Origin of the sequence: Arthrobacter burdickii, assembly GCF_030433645.1 — a bacterium.
Taxonomy (GTDB): Bacteria; Actinomycetota; Actinomycetes; order Actinomycetales; family Micrococcaceae; genus Arthrobacter_D; species Arthrobacter_D burdickii.
The window spans coordinates 35,058-55,487 of the sequence record NZ_JAROCG010000002.1 but is presented as its reverse complement, the minus strand read 5'-3'; the positions used below and the strand labels follow the sequence as shown (position 1 = coordinate 55,487).

20 protein-coding genes and 1 riboswitch are annotated in these 20,430 nt (G+C 70.0%); of the genes, 9 read left to right on the top strand and 11 right to left on the bottom strand.

Annotated features, from left to right (window positions below):
• Positions 1–30 precede the first annotated feature (30 nt).
• Both P5G52_RS14940 and P5G52_RS14935 read left to right on the top strand, forming a co-directional pair.
• Complete coding sequence (locus tag P5G52_RS14940; protein ID WP_301228959.1) at positions 31–690, top strand: amino acid ABC transporter permease; 660 nt, start codon at positions 31–33, stop codon at positions 688–690.
• On the top strand, positions 677–1,468 hold the full coding sequence (locus P5G52_RS14935) for an amino acid ABC transporter ATP-binding protein (protein WP_301228956.1): 792 nt from the start codon (positions 677–679) through the stop codon (positions 1,466–1,468). The genes P5G52_RS14940 and P5G52_RS14935 overlap by 14 nt, the downstream gene beginning before the upstream one ends.
• Positions 1,469–1,475: 7 nt before the next feature.
• On the opposite strand, the gene fdhD is transcribed toward P5G52_RS14935, so the two are convergent.
• The 7 genes from fdhD to P5G52_RS14900 form a co-directional block, all read right to left on the bottom strand.
• Complete coding sequence (gene fdhD, locus P5G52_RS14930) at positions 1,476–2,303, bottom strand: formate dehydrogenase accessory sulfurtransferase FdhD (protein WP_301228954.1); 828 nt, start codon at positions 2,301–2,303, stop codon at positions 1,476–1,478.
• A gap of 169 nt (positions 2,304–2,472) precedes the next feature.
• Positions 2,473–3,726, bottom strand: coding sequence for a molybdopterin molybdotransferase MoeA (locus P5G52_RS14925; RefSeq protein WP_301228953.1), 1,254 nt, complete (start codon positions 3,724–3,726; stop codon positions 2,473–2,475).
• The gene (locus tag P5G52_RS14920; protein WP_301228951.1) at positions 3,723–4,007 is read right to left on the bottom strand and encodes a DUF6457 domain-containing protein; all 285 of its coding nucleotides are present in this window, start codon (positions 4,005–4,007) and stop codon (positions 3,723–3,725) included. Before P5G52_RS14920 ends, P5G52_RS14925 begins: the two co-directional genes overlap by 4 nt.
• 17 nt (positions 4,008–4,024) lie before the next feature.
• Positions 4,025–4,630, bottom strand: coding sequence for a molybdenum cofactor guanylyltransferase (gene mobA / locus P5G52_RS14915; RefSeq protein WP_301228949.1), 606 nt, complete (start codon positions 4,628–4,630; stop codon positions 4,025–4,027).
• Positions 4,627–5,124 carry an HNH endonuclease gene (locus P5G52_RS14910; protein WP_301228947.1) on the bottom strand — a complete coding sequence of 166 codons (498 nt, stop codon included), beginning with the start codon at positions 5,122–5,124 and terminating at the stop codon, positions 4,627–4,629. Before P5G52_RS14910 ends, mobA begins: the two co-directional genes overlap by 4 nt.
• Positions 5,125–5,330: 206 nt before the next feature.
• Positions 5,331–6,269 (bottom strand): NlpC/P60 family protein, encoded by a 939-nt coding sequence (locus P5G52_RS14905; protein ID WP_301228945.1) that lies wholly within the window; start codon positions 6,267–6,269, stop codon positions 5,331–5,333.
• A gap of 5 nt (positions 6,270–6,274) precedes the next feature.
• Positions 6,275–6,443, bottom strand: a riboswitch (cyclic di-AMP (ydaO/yuaA leader).
• 120 nt (positions 6,444–6,563) lie between these two features.
• Positions 6,564–7,262 carry an iron-dependent transcriptional repressor DtxR gene (locus P5G52_RS14900; RefSeq protein WP_087075470.1) on the bottom strand — a complete coding sequence of 233 codons (699 nt, stop codon included), beginning with the start codon at positions 7,260–7,262 and terminating at the stop codon, positions 6,564–6,566.
• A 256-nt stretch (positions 7,263–7,518) separates the two neighbouring features.
• Between P5G52_RS14900 and serC the strand changes: the two genes are divergently transcribed.
• Positions 7,519–8,643, top strand: coding sequence for a phosphoserine transaminase (gene serC, locus P5G52_RS14895; RefSeq protein WP_301228943.1), 1,125 nt, complete (start codon positions 7,519–7,521; stop codon positions 8,641–8,643).
• Here the strand turns inward: serC and P5G52_RS14890 are convergent.
• From P5G52_RS14890 to P5G52_RS14880, 3 genes are read right to left on the bottom strand one after another with little or no spacing between them, the layout of a single operon-like run.
• On the bottom strand, positions 8,640–9,917 hold the full coding sequence (locus tag P5G52_RS14890; protein WP_301228941.1) for an MFS transporter: 1,278 nt from the start codon (positions 9,915–9,917) through the stop codon (positions 8,640–8,642). The genes serC and P5G52_RS14890 overlap by 4 nt on opposite strands.
• Positions 9,918–9,951: 34 nt before the next feature.
• Positions 9,952–10,689: a DUF3027 domain-containing protein gene (locus P5G52_RS14885; protein ID WP_301228939.1), complete on the bottom strand. Its 738-nt coding sequence runs from the start codon at positions 10,687–10,689 to the stop codon at positions 9,952–9,954.
• Positions 10,690–10,699: 10 nt separating this feature from the next.
• A complete protein-coding gene (locus tag P5G52_RS14880) occupies positions 10,700–11,083 on the bottom strand; it encodes a cold-shock protein (RefSeq protein WP_087075479.1) in 384 nt (127 codons plus the stop codon).
• Between the two features lie 173 nt (positions 11,084–11,256).
• On the opposite strand from P5G52_RS14880, the gene P5G52_RS14875 reads away from it, so the two are divergent.
• The 6 genes from P5G52_RS14875 to P5G52_RS14850 all read left to right on the top strand — a co-directional run bounded on the left by P5G52_RS14875 (position 11,257) and on the right by P5G52_RS14850 (position 18,482).
• Positions 11,257–11,541, top strand: a complete 285-nt coding sequence (locus P5G52_RS14875; protein ID WP_301228937.1) for a hypothetical protein — start codon at positions 11,257–11,259, stop codon at positions 11,539–11,541.
• A 190-nt stretch (positions 11,542–11,731) separates the two neighbouring features.
• The gene (locus tag P5G52_RS14870) at positions 11,732–14,140 is read left to right on the top strand and encodes a helicase-associated domain-containing protein (RefSeq protein WP_301228935.1); all 2,409 of its coding nucleotides are present in this window, start codon (positions 11,732–11,734) and stop codon (positions 14,138–14,140) included.
• Entirely contained in the window at positions 14,133–15,791 is a 1,659-nt protein-coding gene (locus P5G52_RS14865) for a DNA repair helicase XPB (RefSeq protein ID WP_301228933.1), read from the top strand. The genes P5G52_RS14870 and P5G52_RS14865 overlap by 8 nt, the downstream gene beginning before the upstream one ends.
• Positions 15,792–15,847: 56 nt before the next feature.
• Positions 15,848–16,558, top strand: a complete 711-nt coding sequence (locus tag P5G52_RS14860) for a response regulator transcription factor (protein WP_301228932.1) — start codon at positions 15,848–15,850, stop codon at positions 16,556–16,558.
• Positions 16,559–16,568: 10 nt separating this feature from the next.
• Positions 16,569–18,128, top strand: a complete 1,560-nt coding sequence (locus P5G52_RS14855; RefSeq protein WP_301228930.1) for a sensor histidine kinase — start codon at positions 16,569–16,571, stop codon at positions 18,126–18,128.
• Between the two features lie 63 nt (positions 18,129–18,191).
• On the top strand, positions 18,192–18,482 hold the full coding sequence (locus tag P5G52_RS14850) for a WXG100 family type VII secretion target (RefSeq protein WP_087075488.1): 291 nt from the start codon (positions 18,192–18,194) through the stop codon (positions 18,480–18,482).
• A gap of 112 nt (positions 18,483–18,594) precedes the next feature.
• Here P5G52_RS14850 and groL read toward each other — a convergent pair whose 3' ends face one another.
• Positions 18,595–20,229 carry a chaperonin GroEL gene (gene groL, locus P5G52_RS14845; protein ID WP_301228926.1) on the bottom strand — a complete coding sequence of 545 codons (1,635 nt, stop codon included), beginning with the start codon at positions 20,227–20,229 and terminating at the stop codon, positions 18,595–18,597.
• Between the last annotated feature and the right edge of the window lie 201 nt (positions 20,230–20,430).

The window sequence follows — 20,430 nt, the reverse complement described above, 5'->3', positions numbered from 1 at the left end:
GGAGGGCGTGCCGGCCGGAGGAGCTGAGTGATGGACTGGGAGCTGCTGCGCACATCCTTCTGGCCCATGCTCCACGGCGGCTTGGTCGGCACGATCCCGCTGTCGATCACGTCGTTCGTGCTCGGCCTCGCACTGGCCCTCGTCGTCGCGCTGATGCGCATCAGCGGGCAGCCGGTCCTCGCGGGCATCGCACGGTTCTACGTATCGGTGATCCGCGGGACCCCGCTGCTCGTGCAGCTGTTCGTGATCTTCTACGGCCTGCCGTCCGTCGGACTGACCATCGATCCGTGGCCCAGCGCGATCATCGCCTTCTCCCTCAACGTGGCAGGGTATGCGGCTGAGATCCTGCGTGCCGCCATCCTGTCCGTCCCGAAGGGCCAGTGGGAGGCCGGGCACACCATCGGGATGTCCCGCACCCTGACCCTGCGCCGCGTCATCCTCCCCCAGGCGGCACGCGTCTCGGTGCCCCCGCTGTCCAACACCTTCATCAGCCTCGTCAAGGACACCTCCCTGGCGTCGCTGATCCTGGTCACGGAGCTGTTCCGCGAGGCACAGCAGATCGCCGCGTTCTCGCAGCAGTTCATGCTGCTCTACGTCGAGGCCGCCGCGATCTACTGGGTGTTCTGCCTTGTCCTGTCCAGCGGCCAGTCCGCACTCGAGAAGAGGTTGGACCGCTATGTCGCCCACTGATCCGCTGCATCCTCCCGCCACCTCTGGTCCCCTGCTGGCCGCCACGGCACTGCAGAAGTCCTTCGGTGACAACCAGGTGCTGAAGTCCATCGACCTGAACATCGACAGCGGCCAGGTCGTCGCGCTCGTGGGTCCGTCGGGGTCCGGCAAGACCACCGTGCTGCGGTGCCTCAACGGACTGGAGACGCCCGACGGCGGGACGGTCGCCTTCCGCGGCGGCCCCTCGGTGGACTTCGGCGCCAAGGTGACGAAGAAGGAGGCCCTGTCCCTGCGCGACCGCAGCGCCATGGTCTTCCAGAACTACAACCTGTTCCCCCACAGAACCGTCCTCGAGAACATCATCGAGGGTCCGGTGCAGGTGCAGAAGCGGCCCCGGAAGGAGTCCGTCGCGGACGCCGAGCGGCTCCTGGCCCGTGTCGGGCTGGCGGAGAAGCGGGACGACTACCCGTTCAACCTCTCGGGCGGGCAGCAGCAGCGCGTCGGGATCGTCCGCGCACTCGCGCTGCAGCCCGACCTCCTCCTCTTCGACGAGCCGACGTCGGCCCTCGATCCGGAACTGGTCGGCGAGGTCCTCACCGTCATCAAGGAGCTCGCCGAGGAGAAGTGGACCATGGTGATCGTCACCCATGAACTCGCCTTCGCCCGCGAGGTCGCCGACCAGGTGGTCTTCATGGACGGCGGCGTCGTCGTCGAGCGCGGCCACCCCGACCAGGTGCTGCGCAATCCACGCGAGGAACGGACCCGCCGCTTCGTCCAGCGCCTGCTCAACCCGTTCTAGCGGGCGGTCAGGCCGCGATGCGGTCCGGGTGCGAGTAGCAGTTCAGGGACGTCCCGCGGCTGAAGCCCACGAGTGTGAGCCCTGCGTCGTCCGCGAGATCCGCAGCCAGTGACGACGGGGCGCTGACGGCGGCGAGCACGGGGATTCCGGCGAGCTGCGCCTTCTGCACCAGCTCGAAGGACGCCCTGCCGGAGACCTGCAGCACCGTTCCCCTGAGGGGGAGCAGGCCTTCGCGCAGCGCCCAGCCCACCACCTTGTCCACGGCGTTGTGGCGCCCGACGTCCTCCCGGAGGCAGAGCAGCTCCCCCTCGGCGGTGAAGAGGCCCGCGGCGTGGACTCCTCCCGTGCGGTCGAAGAGCTTCTGGCTCTCGCGCAGCCGGTCGGGCAGGGACGCGAGCACGCCAAGGTCCACGGAAGAGGTGTCGGTGCGCAGGTCGAAGCGCGAGGACTTCCGGACCGCGTCGATCGAGGCCGTCCCGCAGATACCGCACGAGCTCGACGTATAGACGTGGCGCTCCATCGCCGTCTCCGGCAGGACGGTGCCGGGCCGGAGCTGGGCCTCCACCACGTTGAAGGTCTGCTGCCCGTTCTCGTCGACGCCGGCGCAGTAGCGCAGGCTCGGCAACTGGCCCGGTTCCCAGACGACGCCCTCGGAGACGAGGAATCCCGCCACCAGATCGAAATCGTCGCCGGGCGTCCGCATCGTGACGGTGAAGGCGCTGCCGCCGAGCCGGATCTCCAGCGGTTCCTCGCCCGCCAGGACATCCTCCCGACGCCCGGTCTGCGCTCCGATGCGGAATTTCGTAATACGGCGTCGCTGTGTAACCCGGTTCATCCGGCACTCCTTACCCTCGGCCCTAGGACGAGGTTAGTTGACTCCAGCCACCTCCCGGCACTGTCGTTCCCCGCACGAGGAGGTGGACAGCGCGGGACCGGCGGGCGCCGGAGGAATCCCTCCGGCAAAGGGAGCGCCGGCGCCCCTGTCCGCGGCATCGCCGCCCGGGTCAGCCGACCCAGGGCAGCGGGAGCGACGGGACGTCGTCACCCGGCTCGCAGCCTTCTGCAGGAACGACCATCACGCCGTCGGCCCCGGCCAGCCCGCGCAGCATGCCCGAACGCTGGTGGGTGCTGGGGACGGCCCGCCCGGACTCGAGCCGGTAGGGCACCAGCCGGCTCCTGCCCTGCAGGGGCTCGAAAGCGTCGGCACTGGTGATGGCGGCGGGTTCCTCGAGGGCGGTTCCCCGCAGGCCGGCGAGCAGCGGTGCGGTGACGGTGAGCATCGCCATCATGGCCGCGAGCGGGTTACCGGGGAGTCCCACCAGGAAGCGGCCGTCGGGCAACCGCGCGAGGAGGGTCGGGTGTCCCGGCCGCATGGCGATACCGTCGATGAGGAGCTCGGCCCCGAGTTCGGTGAGCGCGCGGCGGATATGGTCGGCCGAGGAACTCCCCGTCCCGCCGGTCGTGATCAGGACGTCACCCGATGCCCGTGCCAGCGAGGACTCGTCGGTCGGCTCCGCGCTGATCGCCGCCACGACGTCGTCGAGGTCGTCCTTCGCCCGGCTGGCGACGTCGACGTGGCCGCCGAGCATCGCGACGAAGCCCGGGAGCTGCGGCCCGAAGGTGTCACGGACCTGGCCGGGATGCGGCAGGCCGTGATCGATGACCTCGTCGCCGGTCATGAGCAGGGACACGCGCGGTGCCCGCAGGACAGCGAGCGTGTCGTGGCCGCACACCGCGGCCAGCGCGATCTGCGCCGGATTGAGGACGACGCCGGCAGGAATAGCCATGGAGCCTTCCTCGGCTTCCTCCCCCGCCGGCCGGACGTGCTCGTGCAGCGACGGCTCCCCGGGCCGGGCGGCCTCGTTCCGGTCCAGCAGGTCCCCGCGGATCGATCCGTGCTCCGTGCGGAGGATGCCAAGGGTATTCCGGGGAACCACGCCTCCCGTGAGGATGAACGTCGCCTCGCCGGGGGCGAGCGAGACCCCGCCCGAGTCGGCGTGGGGTGCGGGCCTGCCCCGGCCATGGTCCTCCGCGTGGCTCACGAGCTTCCACGGGGGCTCCCCGTTGACCGCCCAGCCGTCCATCGCCGACGACGCATAGTGCGGAATGGCCTGCAGGGCGTGGACCGGCTCGGCGAGCGTCTGGCCGAGGGCATCCGCAAGGTTCACCGTCTGGAACGGCAGCGGGCGCCCGGCTCCGTGCGCCAGTGCGCGGGCTGTCCTCCAGTCGACGTCGCGGGCACCGATGTTCTCGCTCATTCGGGGCTCCCTTCCGCCGCGGCCCGGGCGCAGAGCGCGTCGGCCACGGCCATCGCCGACCGCATCGCCAGTTGCTCGTCGGCCTGTCCGCTGCCGACGGCGAGGCCTGCCGCGTAGCCGACGACGAAGGTGGTCAGGGGGGCCGCAGGACGGACGACGCCGTGCGCCGCCTTCCCCGCCAGGCCCAGGACGGCGTCGATGTCCACGTCGGTCCCGTCGATCTCGAAGGCGGCGAGCAGTTGCTCGGTCCAGTCGTGCAGCAGCTTGTTCCGATCGTCCATGGGCCCTCCGGGCGTTGCTAGGGGACGTCGACTCCGAGCGCTCGGGCATCGTTCCAGGTGTCGACGTCGTGCGTTGTGCCCGGCGGAACCGGGACTGGTCTTGTCTTCACACTAGCAAGGAGGCTGCGCATGGACAGGTTGTCGGCGGGTCCGTGCGCGAGGACGGCGTCGATGGCGGCTGCGAGGTCGTCGCTCCGGTACAGCGCGGCCAGCGGCTGTTCACGCCCGTCATCGACCGCGACCAGGGAGGCCGGCGCCCCTGCGGCAGCCTCGCGGAGCAGCACCTCGACGAGGACGGCGACGCGGGGCATGTCGCAGGCGACGACGGCGCACCACGGCGCCCTGCTTCCTGGTCCAGCCCGGAATCCGGCGACGACCGCCGCTGCCGGTCCCGCGAAAGCGGGTTCCTCCCGCACGAACACCGCTGCAGGGGGGAGCCGTCCGGCGTCGCCGGGCTCCGGTCCCACGACCGTCAGGCGTTCTGCGCCGGCGAGGGCTGCGCAGGTGCGCTGGAGCAGGGTCGCGCCCTCCAGGACCAGTCCGGCCTTCGGCACGCCGCCGAGCCGGGAGGACCTGCCACCCGCGAGGACGACGGCGTCGAACCTCGGTACGCCGAGGGTCACGCAGCGGTCTCGCTGAGGAACTCGTTCCATTGCGGCGCCGGCTTCTCGAGCTCGCGGATCTGCCACTGCGGTCCCCGCGGAGGCATCGGCACGATGCGCAGCTTCCAGCCGAGGCTGCCGAGGGTCTTGTCCCCCTTGGCGTTGTTGCACTTCAGGCAGCAGGCCACGAGGTTCTCCCAGGTGTCCCCTCCGCCCCTGGACCGCGGCAGGACGTGGTCGATGGTCGAGGCGGTCTTGCCGCAGTAGGCACACAGGTGGTTGTCGCGACGCAGCACCCCCCGTCGCGTGGCTGTCAGGTCGTGGCGGTACGGGATCTTCACGTAGCGGTTGAGCAGGATCACCGAAGGTCTGCCGAGTATCTCGGTGGGACCGACGACCGGGTCGCCGTCCTCCGCGATGACGCTCGCCTTCCCCGTGAGCACGAGCACCAGTGCCCGGCGGAACGTGATGACCGCAAGTGGTTCATACCCAGCATTCAGAACAAGAGTGCGCATGCGTTGGCCTCATTGCTGACCTGTTCCCCGCACCGGTTGCCATCCCGGGGTACGGGAGAAGAGCTTCGGATTGACACTGCAAGGGTACCTGCCTGCCGCGAACTCCGGAGGGGGTTGACGTGCGGCCCTTGCCGCTCCCGCGACCGCTTAAACGCAAGGGAACCGGCACAGTGTGCCGGTTCCCTTGCGTATCGTTCGTGCGGTGATCAGCCGCCGACGCGGATGTACACGCCACCCGAGCCGAGCTCGGCCGGTGCGATCACCGTGGTGTTGCCGTTGAATCCACCGTGGACGGCCTGGCCGCCACCGATGTAGACCGCGATGTGGGCTGCGCCCATGCCGCCGTCGGCGTAGTAGATGAGGTCGCCCGGGATGGCCTCGCCGGCGCTCACGGTGCGGCCCAGGGACAGGTACCCTGCCGGCCAGCCGTGGAAGTTGATGCCGGCAGCGGCGAGGGAGTTGCTGACGAGGCGCGTGCAGTCCTGCATGACGCCGAGCTGGCCCTTGGCAGCGGCGGCGATGGTCGCGGCGACACCAGAGGAGGCTGCAGGCTTGGGAGCAGGTGCCGGGGCGGGAGCAGGTGCAGGAGCAGGTGCCGGGGCAGCTGCGGGAGCCGGGGCGGCTACGGGAGCCGGCGCGGGAGCGGCGACGGCCTGGACGGCAGCGACGGTCTGGGCGGCGGGAGCCGGAGCAGCGGGTGCCTTCACGACGGGAGCCGGAGCAGCCGGAGCGGCGGGTGCCTCGACGACGGGAGCCGGGGCGGCGGGGGCCGGAGCTGCGGGAGCCTCGACGACCGGAGCCGGGGCGGCGGGTGCCTTGACGGCCGGAGCCTTCTTGGCGACGACCGGCTTGGCGTGGACCTTCACCGCGGTCCTGTTGAAGGACACGACGGTCTTGGACGACGCGACGACGGCCTGACGGGCCGAGGTGACGGTGATGCTGGAGGATGCGACGTCGCGCTGCGGCTGGAGATCGGCGGCGTTGGCTGCAACTCCGCTGGTCAGTACGAGGCCGGAAGCGGCGGCGATGACGGCGGCCTGGCGGCCGACCGATCCTGCGTTCGACGCTACTGCGGCGGAAAGAGCGGTCAGCGGGTTGGCGTTCTGGGGCGCGCGGTGGCGGCCCAGCGAAGAGCTGGTGGACACGTTGGATTACCTCTCCCAATGCCTGCGAGGTGAGCTGTCGGATTCGGATGGGAGTCACCCGGCCGCTGCGGTAACAGCGACTTCACCCCAAGGATTTCTCGAAAGAAACCCGAAACTTGGTTCCCCCGCCTCTGCCATGCGATGGTGCGGACGGACCTCGAGCAATGGCAGAGCTAGGCGATTTGCAGGAGGGTGCCGGATCTAGAGCGAATTTGGCACGAAATGAACCGTACAACACAAACGCCGGTTATGTCACATTCTGATCACAGAATGGTGTGTTATTGGTGACGGCACTCACGCCGCGACGGAGACGAACACGTGGGACGCCACCTCGGGGGGTAGCTCCAGCGCACCCTCGACGCCGGGCACGCGCACGGAGACGTACCCTCCGACGGACTCGAGGTTCAGCTGCGCTCCGGGGCGCAGGCCGCCCTCGTCGAGCTGCGTGAGGAGTTCCGGATCCACCTGGATCGGCTCCGCCAGCCGCACGAGCGTGACCTGCTTCTCCGGCGAGTACGTGCCCATCGCGGAGAGCAGCGTGACGACGCCGTCGGTGAACAGCTCGGACTGGACGCCGCCGATGGCCTCGAGTCCCGGGATCGGGTTGCCGTACGGGGATTCGGAGGGCTTTCCGAGGAGCTCGTAGAGCCGGCGCTCCACGCGCTCACTCATGACGTGCTCCCAGCGGCAGGCCTCGTCGTGGACGTAGGCCCAGTCGAGCCCGATGACGTCGCTCAGGAGCCGCTCCGCGAGGCGGTGCTTCCTCATGACCCCGGTGGCCCTGCGTCGACCCAGTTCGGTCAGCTCGAGGTGCCGGTCGCCGGAGACGACAACGAGTCCGTCGCGTTCCATGCGACCGATGGTCTGGGACACGGTCGGCCCCGAGTGGCGAAGCCGCTCGGCGATGCGGGCACGGAGGGCGACGATGTTCTCTTCCTCGAGCTCAAGGATGGTCCGCAGGTACATCTCGGTGGTGTCGATGAGGTCCGTCATGCGGTTCAGCTCCTTGGTGCGGTGAGGTCGCGCGGCTGGAATGCCTCACGCCGGTGGGGGTGCCACGGCCGGCACAGCCAGCTCCGCCCCACGCCTCCCAAGGTTAACCCATGGCGCGACGCGCCCGGCAATCAGCTCCGACGCCGCCGCCGGCCGGTGCAGGAGGCGTCCCCGCTCCGGCGTTCACAAATGGAGGGCCGACCTCCGCTGGGGCAGAATGAGGGCGATACCCGCCGCCGACACAGCTGGAGCGACCATGAACGACCTGCCCCGCATCCCCGACCACCTGCTGCCCGCGGACGGACGTTTCGGCGCGGGTCCGTCCAAGGTCCGGAGCGGGCAGATCGACGCACTGGTGTCCGCCGGGCCGTCGCTGCTGGGGACCTCCCACCGCCAGGCTCCCGTCCGCAACCTGGTGGGCCGCGTGCGTGAGGGGCTCAGCACCTTCTTCGGCGCCCCCGAAGGGTACGAGGTGGTCCTCGGCGTCGGCGGGTCGACCGCGTTCTGGGACGTGGCGGCGTTCGGGCTCGTCGACCGGAAGGCGCAGCACCTCTCCTTCGGCGAATTCGGTTCGAAGTTCGCCTCCGCGACCGACAAGGCGCCGTTCCTCGGCGCATCGAGCATCATCACCGCCGAGCCCGGCACCCGCCCCGACCCCGTCGCGGAGGCCGGCGTCGACACCTACGCCTGGCCGCAGAACGAGACCTCGACGGGGGTCGCGGCTCCTGTGCGGAGGGTCGAGGGGGCAGACGACGGCGCCCTGGTCCTCGTCGACGCTACGTCCGCGGCCGGCGGCCTCGACGTCGACGTGTCGCAGGCCGACGTCTACTACTTCGCTCCGCAGAAGAACTTCGCCTCCGACGGCGGCCTGTGGCTCGGGCTCTTCTCCCCCGCCGCGCTGGAGCGTGCCGCGCGGATCAACGCCGGTGACCGGTGGATCCCGGACTTCCTCAACCTCCAGACGGCGATCGACAACTCCCGCCTGAACCAGACGTACAACACCCCGTCGCTGTCCACCCTGGTCACGCTCGACGCGCAGGTCGAATGGCTGAACGCCCAGGGCGGCCTGCCGTTCGCCGCGGCCCGGACCGCGGACTCCGCCGGGCGCATCTACTCGTGGGCGGAGGCCTCGCCGGTGGCGAGCCCCTACGTGGCCCGTACCGAGGACCGCTCCAACGTGATCGTGACGGTGGACTTCGACGACGCGGTGGACGCGGCACGCATCGCCGCGATCCTGCGCGCGAACGGCGTCGTCGACGTCGAGCCGTACCGCAAGCTCGGCCGCAACCAGCTGCGTATCGCCACCTTCGTGGCCATCGAGCCCGAGGACGTCTCGGCGCTCCTCGCCTGCATCGACCACGTGGTCGACAACCTCCTCTAGGAGGGTTCCTCCGTCGCGCCGGCCTCGTGGTCCAGCCGGAGGCGGCGAGGAGCGGAACGGTCGTAGCGCAGCCGCACGTCGTGGTAGCGCCACGCCCAGAAGATGCCCGCCGCGGCGGCGATGAGCCCCGAGGCGGCGGCCACCCCGAGGCTCCACCTCGGACCGAAGGCGTCGGAGACCCAGCCCACGACGGGCGCCCCCAGCGGAGTCCCGCCGAGGAAGATGGCGAAGTAGAGGGCCATGACACGGCCACGCATCACCGGGTCGGTGGTCGTCTGCACATAGGCGTTGGCGCTGGTCATCAGCGTCAGCGCGAACAGGCCGACCGGGACCAGGGCCAGCCCGAAGAGCTCCAGGCTGGGTGCCAGGGCGGCCAGCAGGCAGGCGACCCCGAACGCCGCCGCAGCACCGAAGACGAAGCGCAGGCGGGGCCGTTCCCGCCGTGCGGACAGCAGGGCGCCGGCGACCGAGCCGACGGCCATCACCGAGGACAGGACGCCGAAGACGCCTGCGTCCTGGCCGAACTCCGTGCGCGCCATGGCGGCGATGAAGACGGCGAAGTTGAGCCCGAAGGTGCCGACGATGAAGATCGCGAGCAGGACCATCAGAAGGTCCGGCCGCTGCCGTACGTAGCGGAACCCCTCCCGGATCCGGCCCTTCCCCGGGGCGGACCGCGGCTGCGTGTTCAGTTCCGAACTGCGCATGGCGAGCAGCACGTAGACCATCGCGCCGAAGGTCAGCGCATTGATGAGGAACACCCATCCCGGGCCCACGCCGGCCGTGAGCAGCCCGGCGATGGCGGGCCCCACCAGGCGGGCCCCGTTGAACGAGGCGCTGTTCAGTGCGACGGCATTGGGGAGGTAGTCGTCGCGCACCAACTCGGAGACGAACGCCTGGCGGGCCGGAGCGTCGAAGGCCGACACGATCCCGAGCGCCAGGGCGAAGGCATAGACGTGCCACAGCACGGCGGCATCGAGGAGGACCATCAGGCCGAGGCCCACTCCGAGCAGGGCCATGGCGACCTGCGTGGTGGCGAGGAGGCGTCGTCGGTCGACCGTATCCGCGATCAGGCCGGCCCAGGGGGCGATGACGAGCTGCGGCCCGAGCTGGAGCGCCATCACGATCCCCAGGGCGGACGCGTTCTGCGGTGTGAGGATGTCGTAGACGAGCCAGTCCTGGGCAGTGCGCTGCATCCAGGTACCGATGTTGGAGATCAGTGCTCCGATGAACCAGAGCCTGTAATTGTGGATCCCGAGCGATCGGAAGGTGCTCAAACCCCTCCTCTTCGGTTCCGGCGCCACTGCTGCATCACCCGGCGTCGGGCTGTCCTTCGGCGTCGCGGCTCGTCACGTCATCGGTGCGGTCCGCGGAGGTCCCTGCGGCACCCTCCAGCGGGTCGACGTCGCTGTCGCCTGCTTCCTCGGGAGACCCGGCGTCCGGTCCGGCTTTCTCCACGACGGCGGATGCGCCGTCCGGCGCCTGGTCCTTGTCCTGGTCCTGGCCGAGATCGGCAGGAACCTCGTCCGACGACGCCTTATCCGACGGCGCTTCGTCCGACGGCGTCTCGTCCGGCTCCGAGTCCGACGGCGTCTCGTCCGACGGCGTCTCGTCCGATGGCGTCTCGTCCGGCTCCGAGTCCTCGGGGCGGACCCGCTCCGACCACGGCAGCCACTCGGGCGCCAGCAGGGAAGCCGCGGAGGGCAGCAGTCCCACCTCGCAGACCGTCACGTCCTTGCTGCGGGCGACGCGGGCGACGCTCGCGTACCACTGCCAGCCGCCGTAGCCGGGCACAAAGGCCTCGAACCGGTGCGTGACGAGGCGCTCGCCTTCGATCGTGGCGGACACGTGACGGCCCACCTGCGCTTCGGGAGCGACCTCGAGCACTCCGCGGCGAGCCCGGTCCACGGCCGCTTCGAGCACGGCGTCGGACTTCGGGATGCGGCGCGACACTTTCCGCGGCGCCTCCGTGGGGGTGGCGTCAGCGGGTGCGGATCCGGCGTCAGTCGGAGCGGCGCCGCCGGCGGTCTCCAGGTTGCTCGAGGTCATGGTGGAAAGCCTACGCGTCGAGGTCGTCGGCAACCGCCCTCAGGACGGCGGCGACCTTCGAAGCGTGGGACTTCTCGGGGTAGCGCCCCTTGCGGAGTCCGTTGGACACGCCGTCGAGGAGTTTGATGAGGTCTTCCGTGATGACGGCCATGTCATCCGCACTCTTCCTGGTCGCCTTGACCACGGACGGTGCCTGCTCGAGGATGCGCGCCGACAGGGCGGAGGGTCCGCGGCGGCCGTCCGCCACACCGAACTCCAGTTTGGTGCCCACCTTGACCTCGCTCACGCCCGCGGGGAGCGCGGAGGCGTGCAGGAACACCTCCTTGCCGTCATCCGTGGCAAGGAATCCGAATCCCTTGTCCGCGTCGAACCACTTCACTTTGCCGATGGGCACGTCGTTACCTCTTCTTAGCTGTACCGGGCGGGATGCGCCTGCGGTTCCGGTCCCGGGTGCGGGGACACCGCCTGGTGCCCAGGCGCACTGCCACCGCCGGGGAAGTCTGTGTCTCCTAGGATATAGCTTTTCCGGCGGCCCCCCTGCCGTGGTTCTTGTAGTCTGGGACGGCTATGATCCCGAACGAACCGGCACCGCGCCCCTCCTCCGAGCACCTCCAGCAGGGCACCGGCGGTGGGTCCGGGCAGTCCTCCCGCCTGCGCCGCGCGCTGATGGTCCTCGCGGTCGTGTTCGCCGCGATCGGCCTGGTGTCGCTCGCCGCGATCCTTCTCACCGCTTTCCTCCAGGGGTCGGTGTGGCCCGGCTTCGTGCTCGCCACCTACTTCTGCCTGCCGATCGCCTTCCTGCTGATGGCCGCGGCCGTCGTCTCGTCGGCCATCTCCCGCCGGAGGTCCTGACCGTTCCCGTGGCTCCGTCGGCAGGAACCCGACTTCGCCGGCAGCATCTCGGCTGCGGCGGCATCTAGGCTTCGCCGGCGGCAAACCGGCGGCAACCCGGCGTCGTCGGCAGTAGCTGGGCTTCACCGGCAGGATCCTGACGGAGCAGGGAGTCTCCGCCCTGTCGGAGCCGCCGGGTAACCTTGAAGGGATGTCCGCGATCCGAGCACTGGCCGAACAGCTGGCCCTCCGGAGCGATGACGAACTGCGGAGCCTGCTTGCCGTCCGGCCCGACCTCATCCTCCCCCCGGTGCCTGACTTCGCCGCGCTCGCGGCAAGGGCGTCCACCCGGGTCAGCCTGCAGCGCGCCCTCGACAACGTGTCGCGACCCCAGCTTCAGGTCCTCGAGGCGATCGTGGTCCTCAGCGAGGACGACGGCGCTGCCGTGACCCGGGCGCGCCTGGCGTCAGCCTTCACGACGGCGGAGGCCGAAGCCCTCGATGCGATCCTCGCCGACCTCGGGCAGAGGGCCCTCGTCGTCGGTTCCGCGGAGGAGGGCTTCCTGCCGGTCGGAGCGCTGGCCGATGCGCTGGGGCCCTACCCCGCAGGTCTCGGGCGGCCCTTCCGCACGCTTGCCCGATCGATCCCGCGCTATGGACCGGCGCTGGTCCATGCCGTGGCCCTCGTCGACGCCGGGGCCGCCACCGACGCGATGACGGGCGCGTCCGCCGCGCAGGTGCTCGACGGCGTGGTGGCGGATCCGACTGCATGGCGCGGCGTCCTGGCCGAGGCTCCCGAGGGCGCGGAACCGCTGCTGTACCGCCTGCGCGATGCCCCGGTCGGCTCGACGGCGACGGGAGGCGGGGGTGAAGCCTCGCCCGCCGTGCGCTGGCTGCTGGACCGCTGCCTGCTGGCACCGCTGGACGCCCTCCACGTCGAACTCCCGCGGGGAGTGGGCATGGCGCTCCGCGGCCACGTGGTCTTCGCGACCCTCGAGACCACCCCTCCCGTCGGGGCGGAACGGACCACGCGCGCGAGCCTGCGGGACAACGCCGCCTTCGGCGCGATCGCGGAGACGCTGCGCCTGGTGACCGCCCTCCTCGGAGCTGTCGCCGCCACCCCGGTCTCCACGCTCCGCTCCGGAGGAGTCGGCGTGCGGGAGCTGCGACGCGTCCGCGAGGCGCTGCGCAGCGACGACGGCGAGGCCGCCTGGCTGCTGGAACTCGCGGCCGCTGTCGGGCTCCTGACCCTCGACCCCGACGATTCGCGCTGGAAGACCTCGCGCCTCGACGCCTGGGAAGCGCTGGACCGCGAGGCCCAGTGGCTCCTCCTGGTCGAGGGATGGCTGGCCGTGGACCGCGCACCGGCCCTGGTCGGTTCCCGGCTGCCCGACGGGACGGCCGTCAACGCCCTCGCCGCCGAGGCCTCCCGTCCTGATGCACCGATGGTGCGCCAGCGGTTCCTGGCCGTGGCCACCGACCTCTCCGGTGCCGACCCTGAGGGCGACGGCGGGCCTGTGGCCGGCCCGGCTGCTGTGCCGGTCCTCACCGAGCAGTCCGTCATCTCGCTCGCCACCTGGCACCAGCCGCGGCTGCACCGGCGCTTCGCCCGCCTGCTGCCGGGCATGCTGACCGAGGCGGCGTCGCTCGGCCTGACGGGGAGCGGTGCGCTCACCGACGCGGGGCGCCTCGTGGCCGAGGGACGCTTCGAGGAGGCCGCCGACGGCATCCGCCGGGCCCTGCCGGCCCCGGTGTCCCACGTCGTCCTGCAGGCCGACCTCACCGCCGTCGCTCCCGGGTACCTGCAGCCCGAGGTGGCACGGGGGCTGCTGCGCATGTCCACACCGGAAGGACAGGGACCGGCCACCACCTACCGTTTCTCCGCCGACTCCATCCGCTCGGCGCTCGACGCGGGCGAGGACGCGGAGTCGATCCTCGCCTTTTTGCGCACCTCCTCCGCCACGGAGATCCCCCAGGCCCTGACATACCTCGTCGAGGACACCGCGTCGCGGTACGGCAGCCTCCGGGTCGGGCGCGCCGGGAGCTACCTGCGCACGGACGACGACGCGGTTCCCGCGGCCGTCCTGGCGGACCCGCGTGCCGCGGCGCTCGGGATCCTGCAGGTGGCACCGACCGTCCTGGTGTCGGCCGCCTCCCCCCAGGAACTGACCGCGCTCCTGCGGGACCTCGGGTTCACGCCGGCAGCGGACGCCGTGGCTGCCGTCGCGAAGGCGCCCGCCGAGCCGGCGCCGGCCGCCCGGGTCTCGCCGGAACAGCTCCGATCGCGGCTCAACCCCTGGTCGGTCGCCGAGGAGGAGATCGCGGCACAGGTCGCCGTGCTGCGCTCGGCGCGGCCGGGACCCGCCGACTCCGCGTCCGGTTCCGACAGCGAGATCCTCCTGGGCCTGGAGACCCTGCGGGCGGCCATCCGGTCGCGCAGCCGCATCCGCCTCGGCACCGCCGACAGCGAAGGGAATCACGTGCGCCAGGTCCTTGTTCCACTCTCGGTATCGGGAGGCCGCCTGCGGGTGTTCGATCCCGAGAAGCAGGTGGAGAAAGTCGTGTCCGTGCACCGCGTCATGGACGTGGAAATCCTCGAAGGGAGCCCCGCAGATGGCTGACGGGCCGCTGATCGTCCAGAGCGACAAGACCATCCTGCTCGAGGTGGACCACGAGCAGGCCACCGAGGCGCGCCATGCGATCGCCGCGTTCGCCGAGCTGGAGCGAGCCCCCGAGCACGTGCACAGCTACCGGCTCACGCCGCTCGGGCTGTGGAACGCACGGGCCGCCGGACTGGACGCCGAGCGGGTCCTCGACACGCTCCTGAAGTACTCGCGCTTCCCCGTGCCGCACGCCCTCCTCATCGACATCGAGGACACGATGTCGCGCTACGGCAGGCTCCGCCTCGAGAAGGACGCACAGCACGGCCTCGTGCTGCGGACCTCCGACTATCCGGTGCTCGAGGAGGTCCTGCACGCCAAGAAGATCCAGCCCCTGCTCGGGCCGAGGATCGACGGCGAGACCGTCGTCGTGCACTCGTCCCAGCGCGGACAGCTGAAGCAGCTGCTGCTCAAGCTCGGATGGCCCGCCGAGGACTTCGCGGGCTACGTCGACGGGACACCGCATCCCATCGCGCTGGACGAGGACGGCTGGACGCTGCGCCCGTACCAGCAGCTCGCCGTCGAGAACTTCTGGTCCGGCGGCTCCGGCGTCGTCGTCCTGCCGTGCGGAGCGGGGAAGACCCTCGTGGGCGCCGCGGCCATGGCCACGAGCCAGACCACGACGCTCATCCTCGTCACCAACACGGTGTCGGCCCGGCAGTGGAAGGACGAGCTGCTCAAGCGCACCTCGCTGACCGAGGACGAGATCGGGGAGTACTCGGGAGCCGTGAAGGAGGTGCGGCCGGTGACGATCGCCACCTACCAGGTCCTCACCACGAAGCGCGGCGGGCTGTACCCGCACCTCGAGCTGCTGGACGCGAACGACTGGGGCCTGATCGTGTACGACGAGGTCCATCTCCTCCCGGCACCGATCTTCAAGATGACCGCCGACCTCCAGGCACGCCGCAGGCTCGGGCTCACGGCGACCCTCGTCCGCGAGGACGGCCGTGAGGGGGAGGTGTTCTCGCTCATCGGGCCGAAACGGTACGACGCGCCGTGGAAGGACATCGAGGCCCAGGGCTACATCGCACCCGCGGACTGCGTGGAGGTCCGGGTGGACCTGCCCCGTGACGAGCGCGTCGCGTACGCCATGGCCGACGACGCCGACAAGTACCGCCTCTGCGCGACGTCGGACACGAAGTCGGACGTGGTGGAGAAGCTCGTCGCTGCCCACCGGGGCGAGCAGCTGCTCGTGATCGGTCAGTACATCGACCAACTGGACGACCTCGCCGCACGGCTCGCGGCCCCCGTCATCAAGGGCGAGACGACGGTGCGGGAACGCCAGCGGCTCTTCGACGCCTTCCGGGCGGGTGAGATCCACGTGCTCGTGGTCTCCAAGGTCGCCAACTTCTCGATCGACCTCCCCGAGGCATCGGTCGCGATCCAGGTCTCCGGGTCCTTCGGGTCGCGGCAGGAAGAGGCCCAGCGCCTCGGCCGGCTCCTCCGGCCGAAGAGCGACGGCAGGGCGGCGCGCTTCTATACCGTCGTCGCGCGCGACACCCTCGACCAGGACTTCGCCGCCAAGCGCCAGCGGTTCCTCGCCGAGCAGGGGTACGCCTACCGCATCCTCGACGCAGCCGCGATCGGCGACAAGGAGCCCAGGGACTCCTGAGCAAGTCTGCAGGAACGGCTCAGCCAATTCACAGACAACGTGCGGATACTGGTGCCGTGAAGAAAACAGTCCCCGAAGCGAAACTGCTGGTCGTCGACGACGAACCGAACATCCGCGAGCTCCTCTCGACCTCGCTGCGGTTCGCCGGCTTCGACGTCGTCGCCGCCGCGAACGGACGCGACGCCCTCGCGGCCGCCGAGACGCACAACCCGGATCTCGCCGTGCTCGACGTCATGCTCCCCGACATGGACGGATTCACCGTCACCCGGCGCCTGCGGGCCGCCGGCCGCCATTTCCCCGTCGTCTTCCTGACGGCGCGGGACGACACCGAGGACAAGGTCACCGGCCTGACGGTCGGCGGCGACGACTACGTCACCAAGCCGTTCAGCCTCGACGAGGTGGTGGCCCGCATCCGTGCGGTCCTGCGGCGCACGCACCCGCTCGAGGACGACGACGCCGTGATCCGCGTCGACGACCTCGAACTCGACGACGACGCCCACGAGGTCCGGCGCGGAGGGGAGACGATCGACCTCTCCCCCACCGAGTTCAAGCTCCTGCGCTACCTCATGATGAACCCCAACCGCGTCCTCTCGAAGGCACAGATCCTCGACCACGTCTGGGAATACGACTTCAACGGGGATGCGTCCATCGTGGAGTCCTACATCTCGTACCTGCGCCGGAAGATCGACCGGAACTCCGACGCCGTCGCCCTGATCCAGACGAAGCGCGGCGTGGGGTACCTGCTCCGCTCCGCCGACAAGCGGTAGCGCCCGTCCCTTGATCAAGCGTTGGAACGCGGCGTCCCTCCGCTCGCAGCTGGTCGCGATCATCATGCTCCTCATGATCGTGACCGTCGGCATCACGGGCCTGGCCACCGTGTCCCTGCTGCGGCAGGGACTCGTGGACAGGCTCGACGCCGATATCCTCACCAACGCGAAAGTGGTCTCGGAGACCATCTATTCCGAGGTCCCCGCCGATGACGGGACGGTCCTCCGCTACTACGCGGCGATCCTCGACCGGGGCGCCTCCATCGTCGCCGAGAACCAGTCCTCGGACGCCGCGGACGTGCCGGAGCTGGACGGCCTCACCCCGGACCGGATCACGGACCTCGAGAGTTCCGGCTTCGACGTCCCGGGGACGGCCCCGTCGGGCCAGGGCTGGCGGGTGCGTGTCTTCCCGTTCGCCAACGGCGAGGGGTACCTCGCCATCGCCTCCCGCCTGAACACCGTCAACGAGTCGGTGCAGGAGTCGACGGAGATCATCTTCACCTCGGGCCTCGTCACGACCGCGCTCGCCTCGATCATCGCCTTTCTCGCCGTGACGCGGCAGTTCGCCCCGCTCGCCCGGGTGGAGCGGACCGCCGCCGCCATCGCCACCGGGGACCTCTCACGCCGCGTCGCCGTCGAGCGCCCCAACACCGAGATCGGGCGGTTGTCGAGGTCCCTCAATGCGATGCTCGCGCACATCGAGCGTGCGTTCGCCGCCAGGACCGCCTCCGAGACGAAGATGCGCCGCTTCGTCGCGGACGCCTCCCACGAACTCAGGACGCCGCTCGTCACCATTCGGGGCTACTCGGAGCTCTACCGGCACGGGGCCCTGCAGAAGGACGAGGACATCGCCGCGGCGATGGGCAGGATCGAGAGCGAGGCGATCCGCATGGGCCAGCTCGTCGAGGACCTGCTCACGCTCGCCAGGATCGATGAGCAGCGGCCCCCGGAGGTGAAGCCCCTGGACCTCATGGTGCTCGGCCACGACGCCGCCTTCGACGCTCGTGCCACGGCGCCGGACCGGTCCATCACCGTCATCGGCCTCGACGGCGGACATGCGCGCTCCGCTCCCACACGCGGAGACGAGGCCCGCCTCCGCCAGGTGGTCGCCAACCTGATGACCAACGCGCTCCGCTACACCCCTGAGGGCTCTCCCATCGAGATCGCCGTCGGCGTCGCGCCGGTACTGCACGGCACCAGCGACTCCGTCCTCGAGGTCCGGGACCACGGTCCGGGCATCTCCGAGGACGACGCCGCCAAGGTCTTCGAGCGCTTCTACCGGGCGGACACGTCCCGCCATCGCGAGACGGGCGGCACGGGACTCGGACTCGCGATCGTGGCCGCACTCGTCGCGCAGCACGACGGCACCGTGCGGCTGGAGGAGACTCCCGGGGGTGGGGCCACCCTGTCCATTCGGCTCCCCCACGTGCCGGCGGACGAGCAGGACGACGAGGCTGCCGACGAGGACGCTGCGGGCCCCGGCTCCGACCCCGTGTACTCGAGCGGGATCACCCCGCCGCAGGCACCGTCGACGAAGCCGGTTATCCACAAGGGCCGCGACGACAGCTGACCCCTCGCCACCGTGCCCTAGCGTCGGATGCATCAAGGAAGCGCGAGCACCCGGGAGCACAGCATGGCATTCTTCAACGTTGACACCGACAGCCTGGCGGCCAAGAGCAGCCAGGTGCAGGGCACCATCACGAGGCTGCAGGCGGAGGTGAACTCCATGCAGGCCGGCCTTCGTGAACTGGAGGGTCTGTGGACCGGGCAGGCGGCCACCAATTTCCAGCAGCTGATCCTGCAGTGGCGGGCCACCCAGCAGCAGGTCGAGGAATCCCTCACCGGCATCAATGCCGCCCTCAACGTCGCCACCCAGCAGTACGCCGACGCGGAGCAGAGCAACGCCCGCATGTTCCTGAGCTGATCCACCGGACCCGGAGGGGCTGTCCTGCTGCAGACAACGAAAGGGCGGCACCCCCTCTCGGGAGTGCCGCCCTTGTCGTACTGTGCGCGGGTGGCGCGACCAGCAGTGGGGACTAGAAGCCGCCCATGCCGCCCATGCCGCCCATGTCGTCGCCGCCGCCGGCAGGAGCTGCCTTCTCCGGCTTGTCGGCCACGACGGCCTCGGTGGTGAGGAACAGGCCCGCGATGGACGCGGCGTTCTGCAGCGCCGAACGGGTGACCTTCACGGGGTCGTTGACGCCGGCAGCCAGCAGGTCCTCGTAGACACCGGTAGCGGCGTTCAGGCCGTGACCGGCGGGGAGACCGCGGACCTTGTCGACGACGACGCCCGGCTCGAGGCCGGCGTTGAAGGCGATCTGCTTGAGCGGTGCGTCGATGGCAACGCGGACGATGTTCGCACCCGTTGCCTCGTCACCCTCGAGCTGCAGGTTGGCGAACGCCTTGGCGCCGGCCTGGATGAGGGCGACGCCGCCACCGGCGACGATTCCCTCTTCGACGGCAGCCTTGGCGTTGCGGACTGCGTCCTCGATGCGGTGCTTGCGCTCCTTGAGTTCGACCTCGGTAGCGGCACCGGCCTTGATGACTGCAACGCCGCCGGCCAGCTTGGCCAGGCGTTCCTGCAGCTTCTCGCGGTCGTAGTCGGAGTCGGAGTTCTCGATCTCGGCGCGGATCTGGGCCACGCGACCGGCGATGGCGTCGGCGTCGCCGGCTCCCTCGACGATGGTGGTCTCATCCTTGGTCACGACGACCTTGCGGGCGGTGCCGAGCAGGTCGAGGGTGGCGGTCTCGAGCTTGAGGCCGACTTCCTCGGCGATGACCTGGCCACCGGTGAGGATCGCGATGTCCGCGAGCTGCGCCTTGCGGCGGTCACCGAAGCCCGGGGCCTTGACGGCGACGGACTTGAAGGTGCCGCGGATCTTGTTGACCACGAGGGTGGCGAGGGCTTCGCCTTCGATGTCCTCCGCGATGATCAGCAGCGGCTTGCCGGACTGCATGACCTTCTCGAGGACAGCGACGAGGTCCTTCACGTTGCTGATCTTCGAGTTGACGATCAGGATGTAGGGATCCTCGAGGACCGTCTCCTGGCGCTCGGCGTCGGTGACGAAGTAGCCCGAGATGTAGCCCTTGTCGAAGCGCATGCCCTCGGTGAGTTCGAGCTCGAGGCCGAAGGTGTTCGACTCCTCGACGGTGATGACGCCTTCCTTGCCCACCTTGTCGAGGGCTTCGGCGATCAGGTCACCGATCTGCGTGTCACCCGCGGAGATGGAGGCCGTGGCCGCGATCTCCTCCTTGGTCTCGATCTCCTTCGCGGAGGCGAGCAGCTCGTCGGTGACGGCCTTGACGGCCTTCTCGATGCCGCGCTTCAGGCTCAGGGGGTCAGCTCCGGCTGCGACGTTGCGCAGGCCTTCCTTGACGAGTGCCTGGGCAAGCACGGTGGCGGTGGTGGTTCCGTCGCCGGCGACGTCGTCCGTCTTCTTGGCAACTTCCTTGACGAGTTCTGCGCCGATCTTCTCGAACGGGTCGTCGAGCTCGATCTCCTTGGCGATGGACACGCCGTCGTTCGTGATGGTGGGGGCGCCCCACTTCTTCTCGAGTACGACGTTGCGACCACGGGGGCCGAGCGTTACCTTGACGGCGTCAGCGAGGATGTTGAGGCCTCGCTCGAGGCCGCGTCGGGCCTCTTCATCAAAAGAAATGATCTTGGCCATAACGGCTTAGGTCCTTTCGGGACGGTTGCATTTCAGCACATCAATGCTTGCCTGCGTGTGGTGCCCGCGACGGCCGGGCGATGCCGGAACGATCTCTTTCACGTTCCTGCTCCACCCTCACCACAGAGGTTTGCCTGCTTCACCCGTCACGCGCTTCTTAGCAGTCTGCGCGCGCGAGTGCTAACTCAATAATTAGCACTC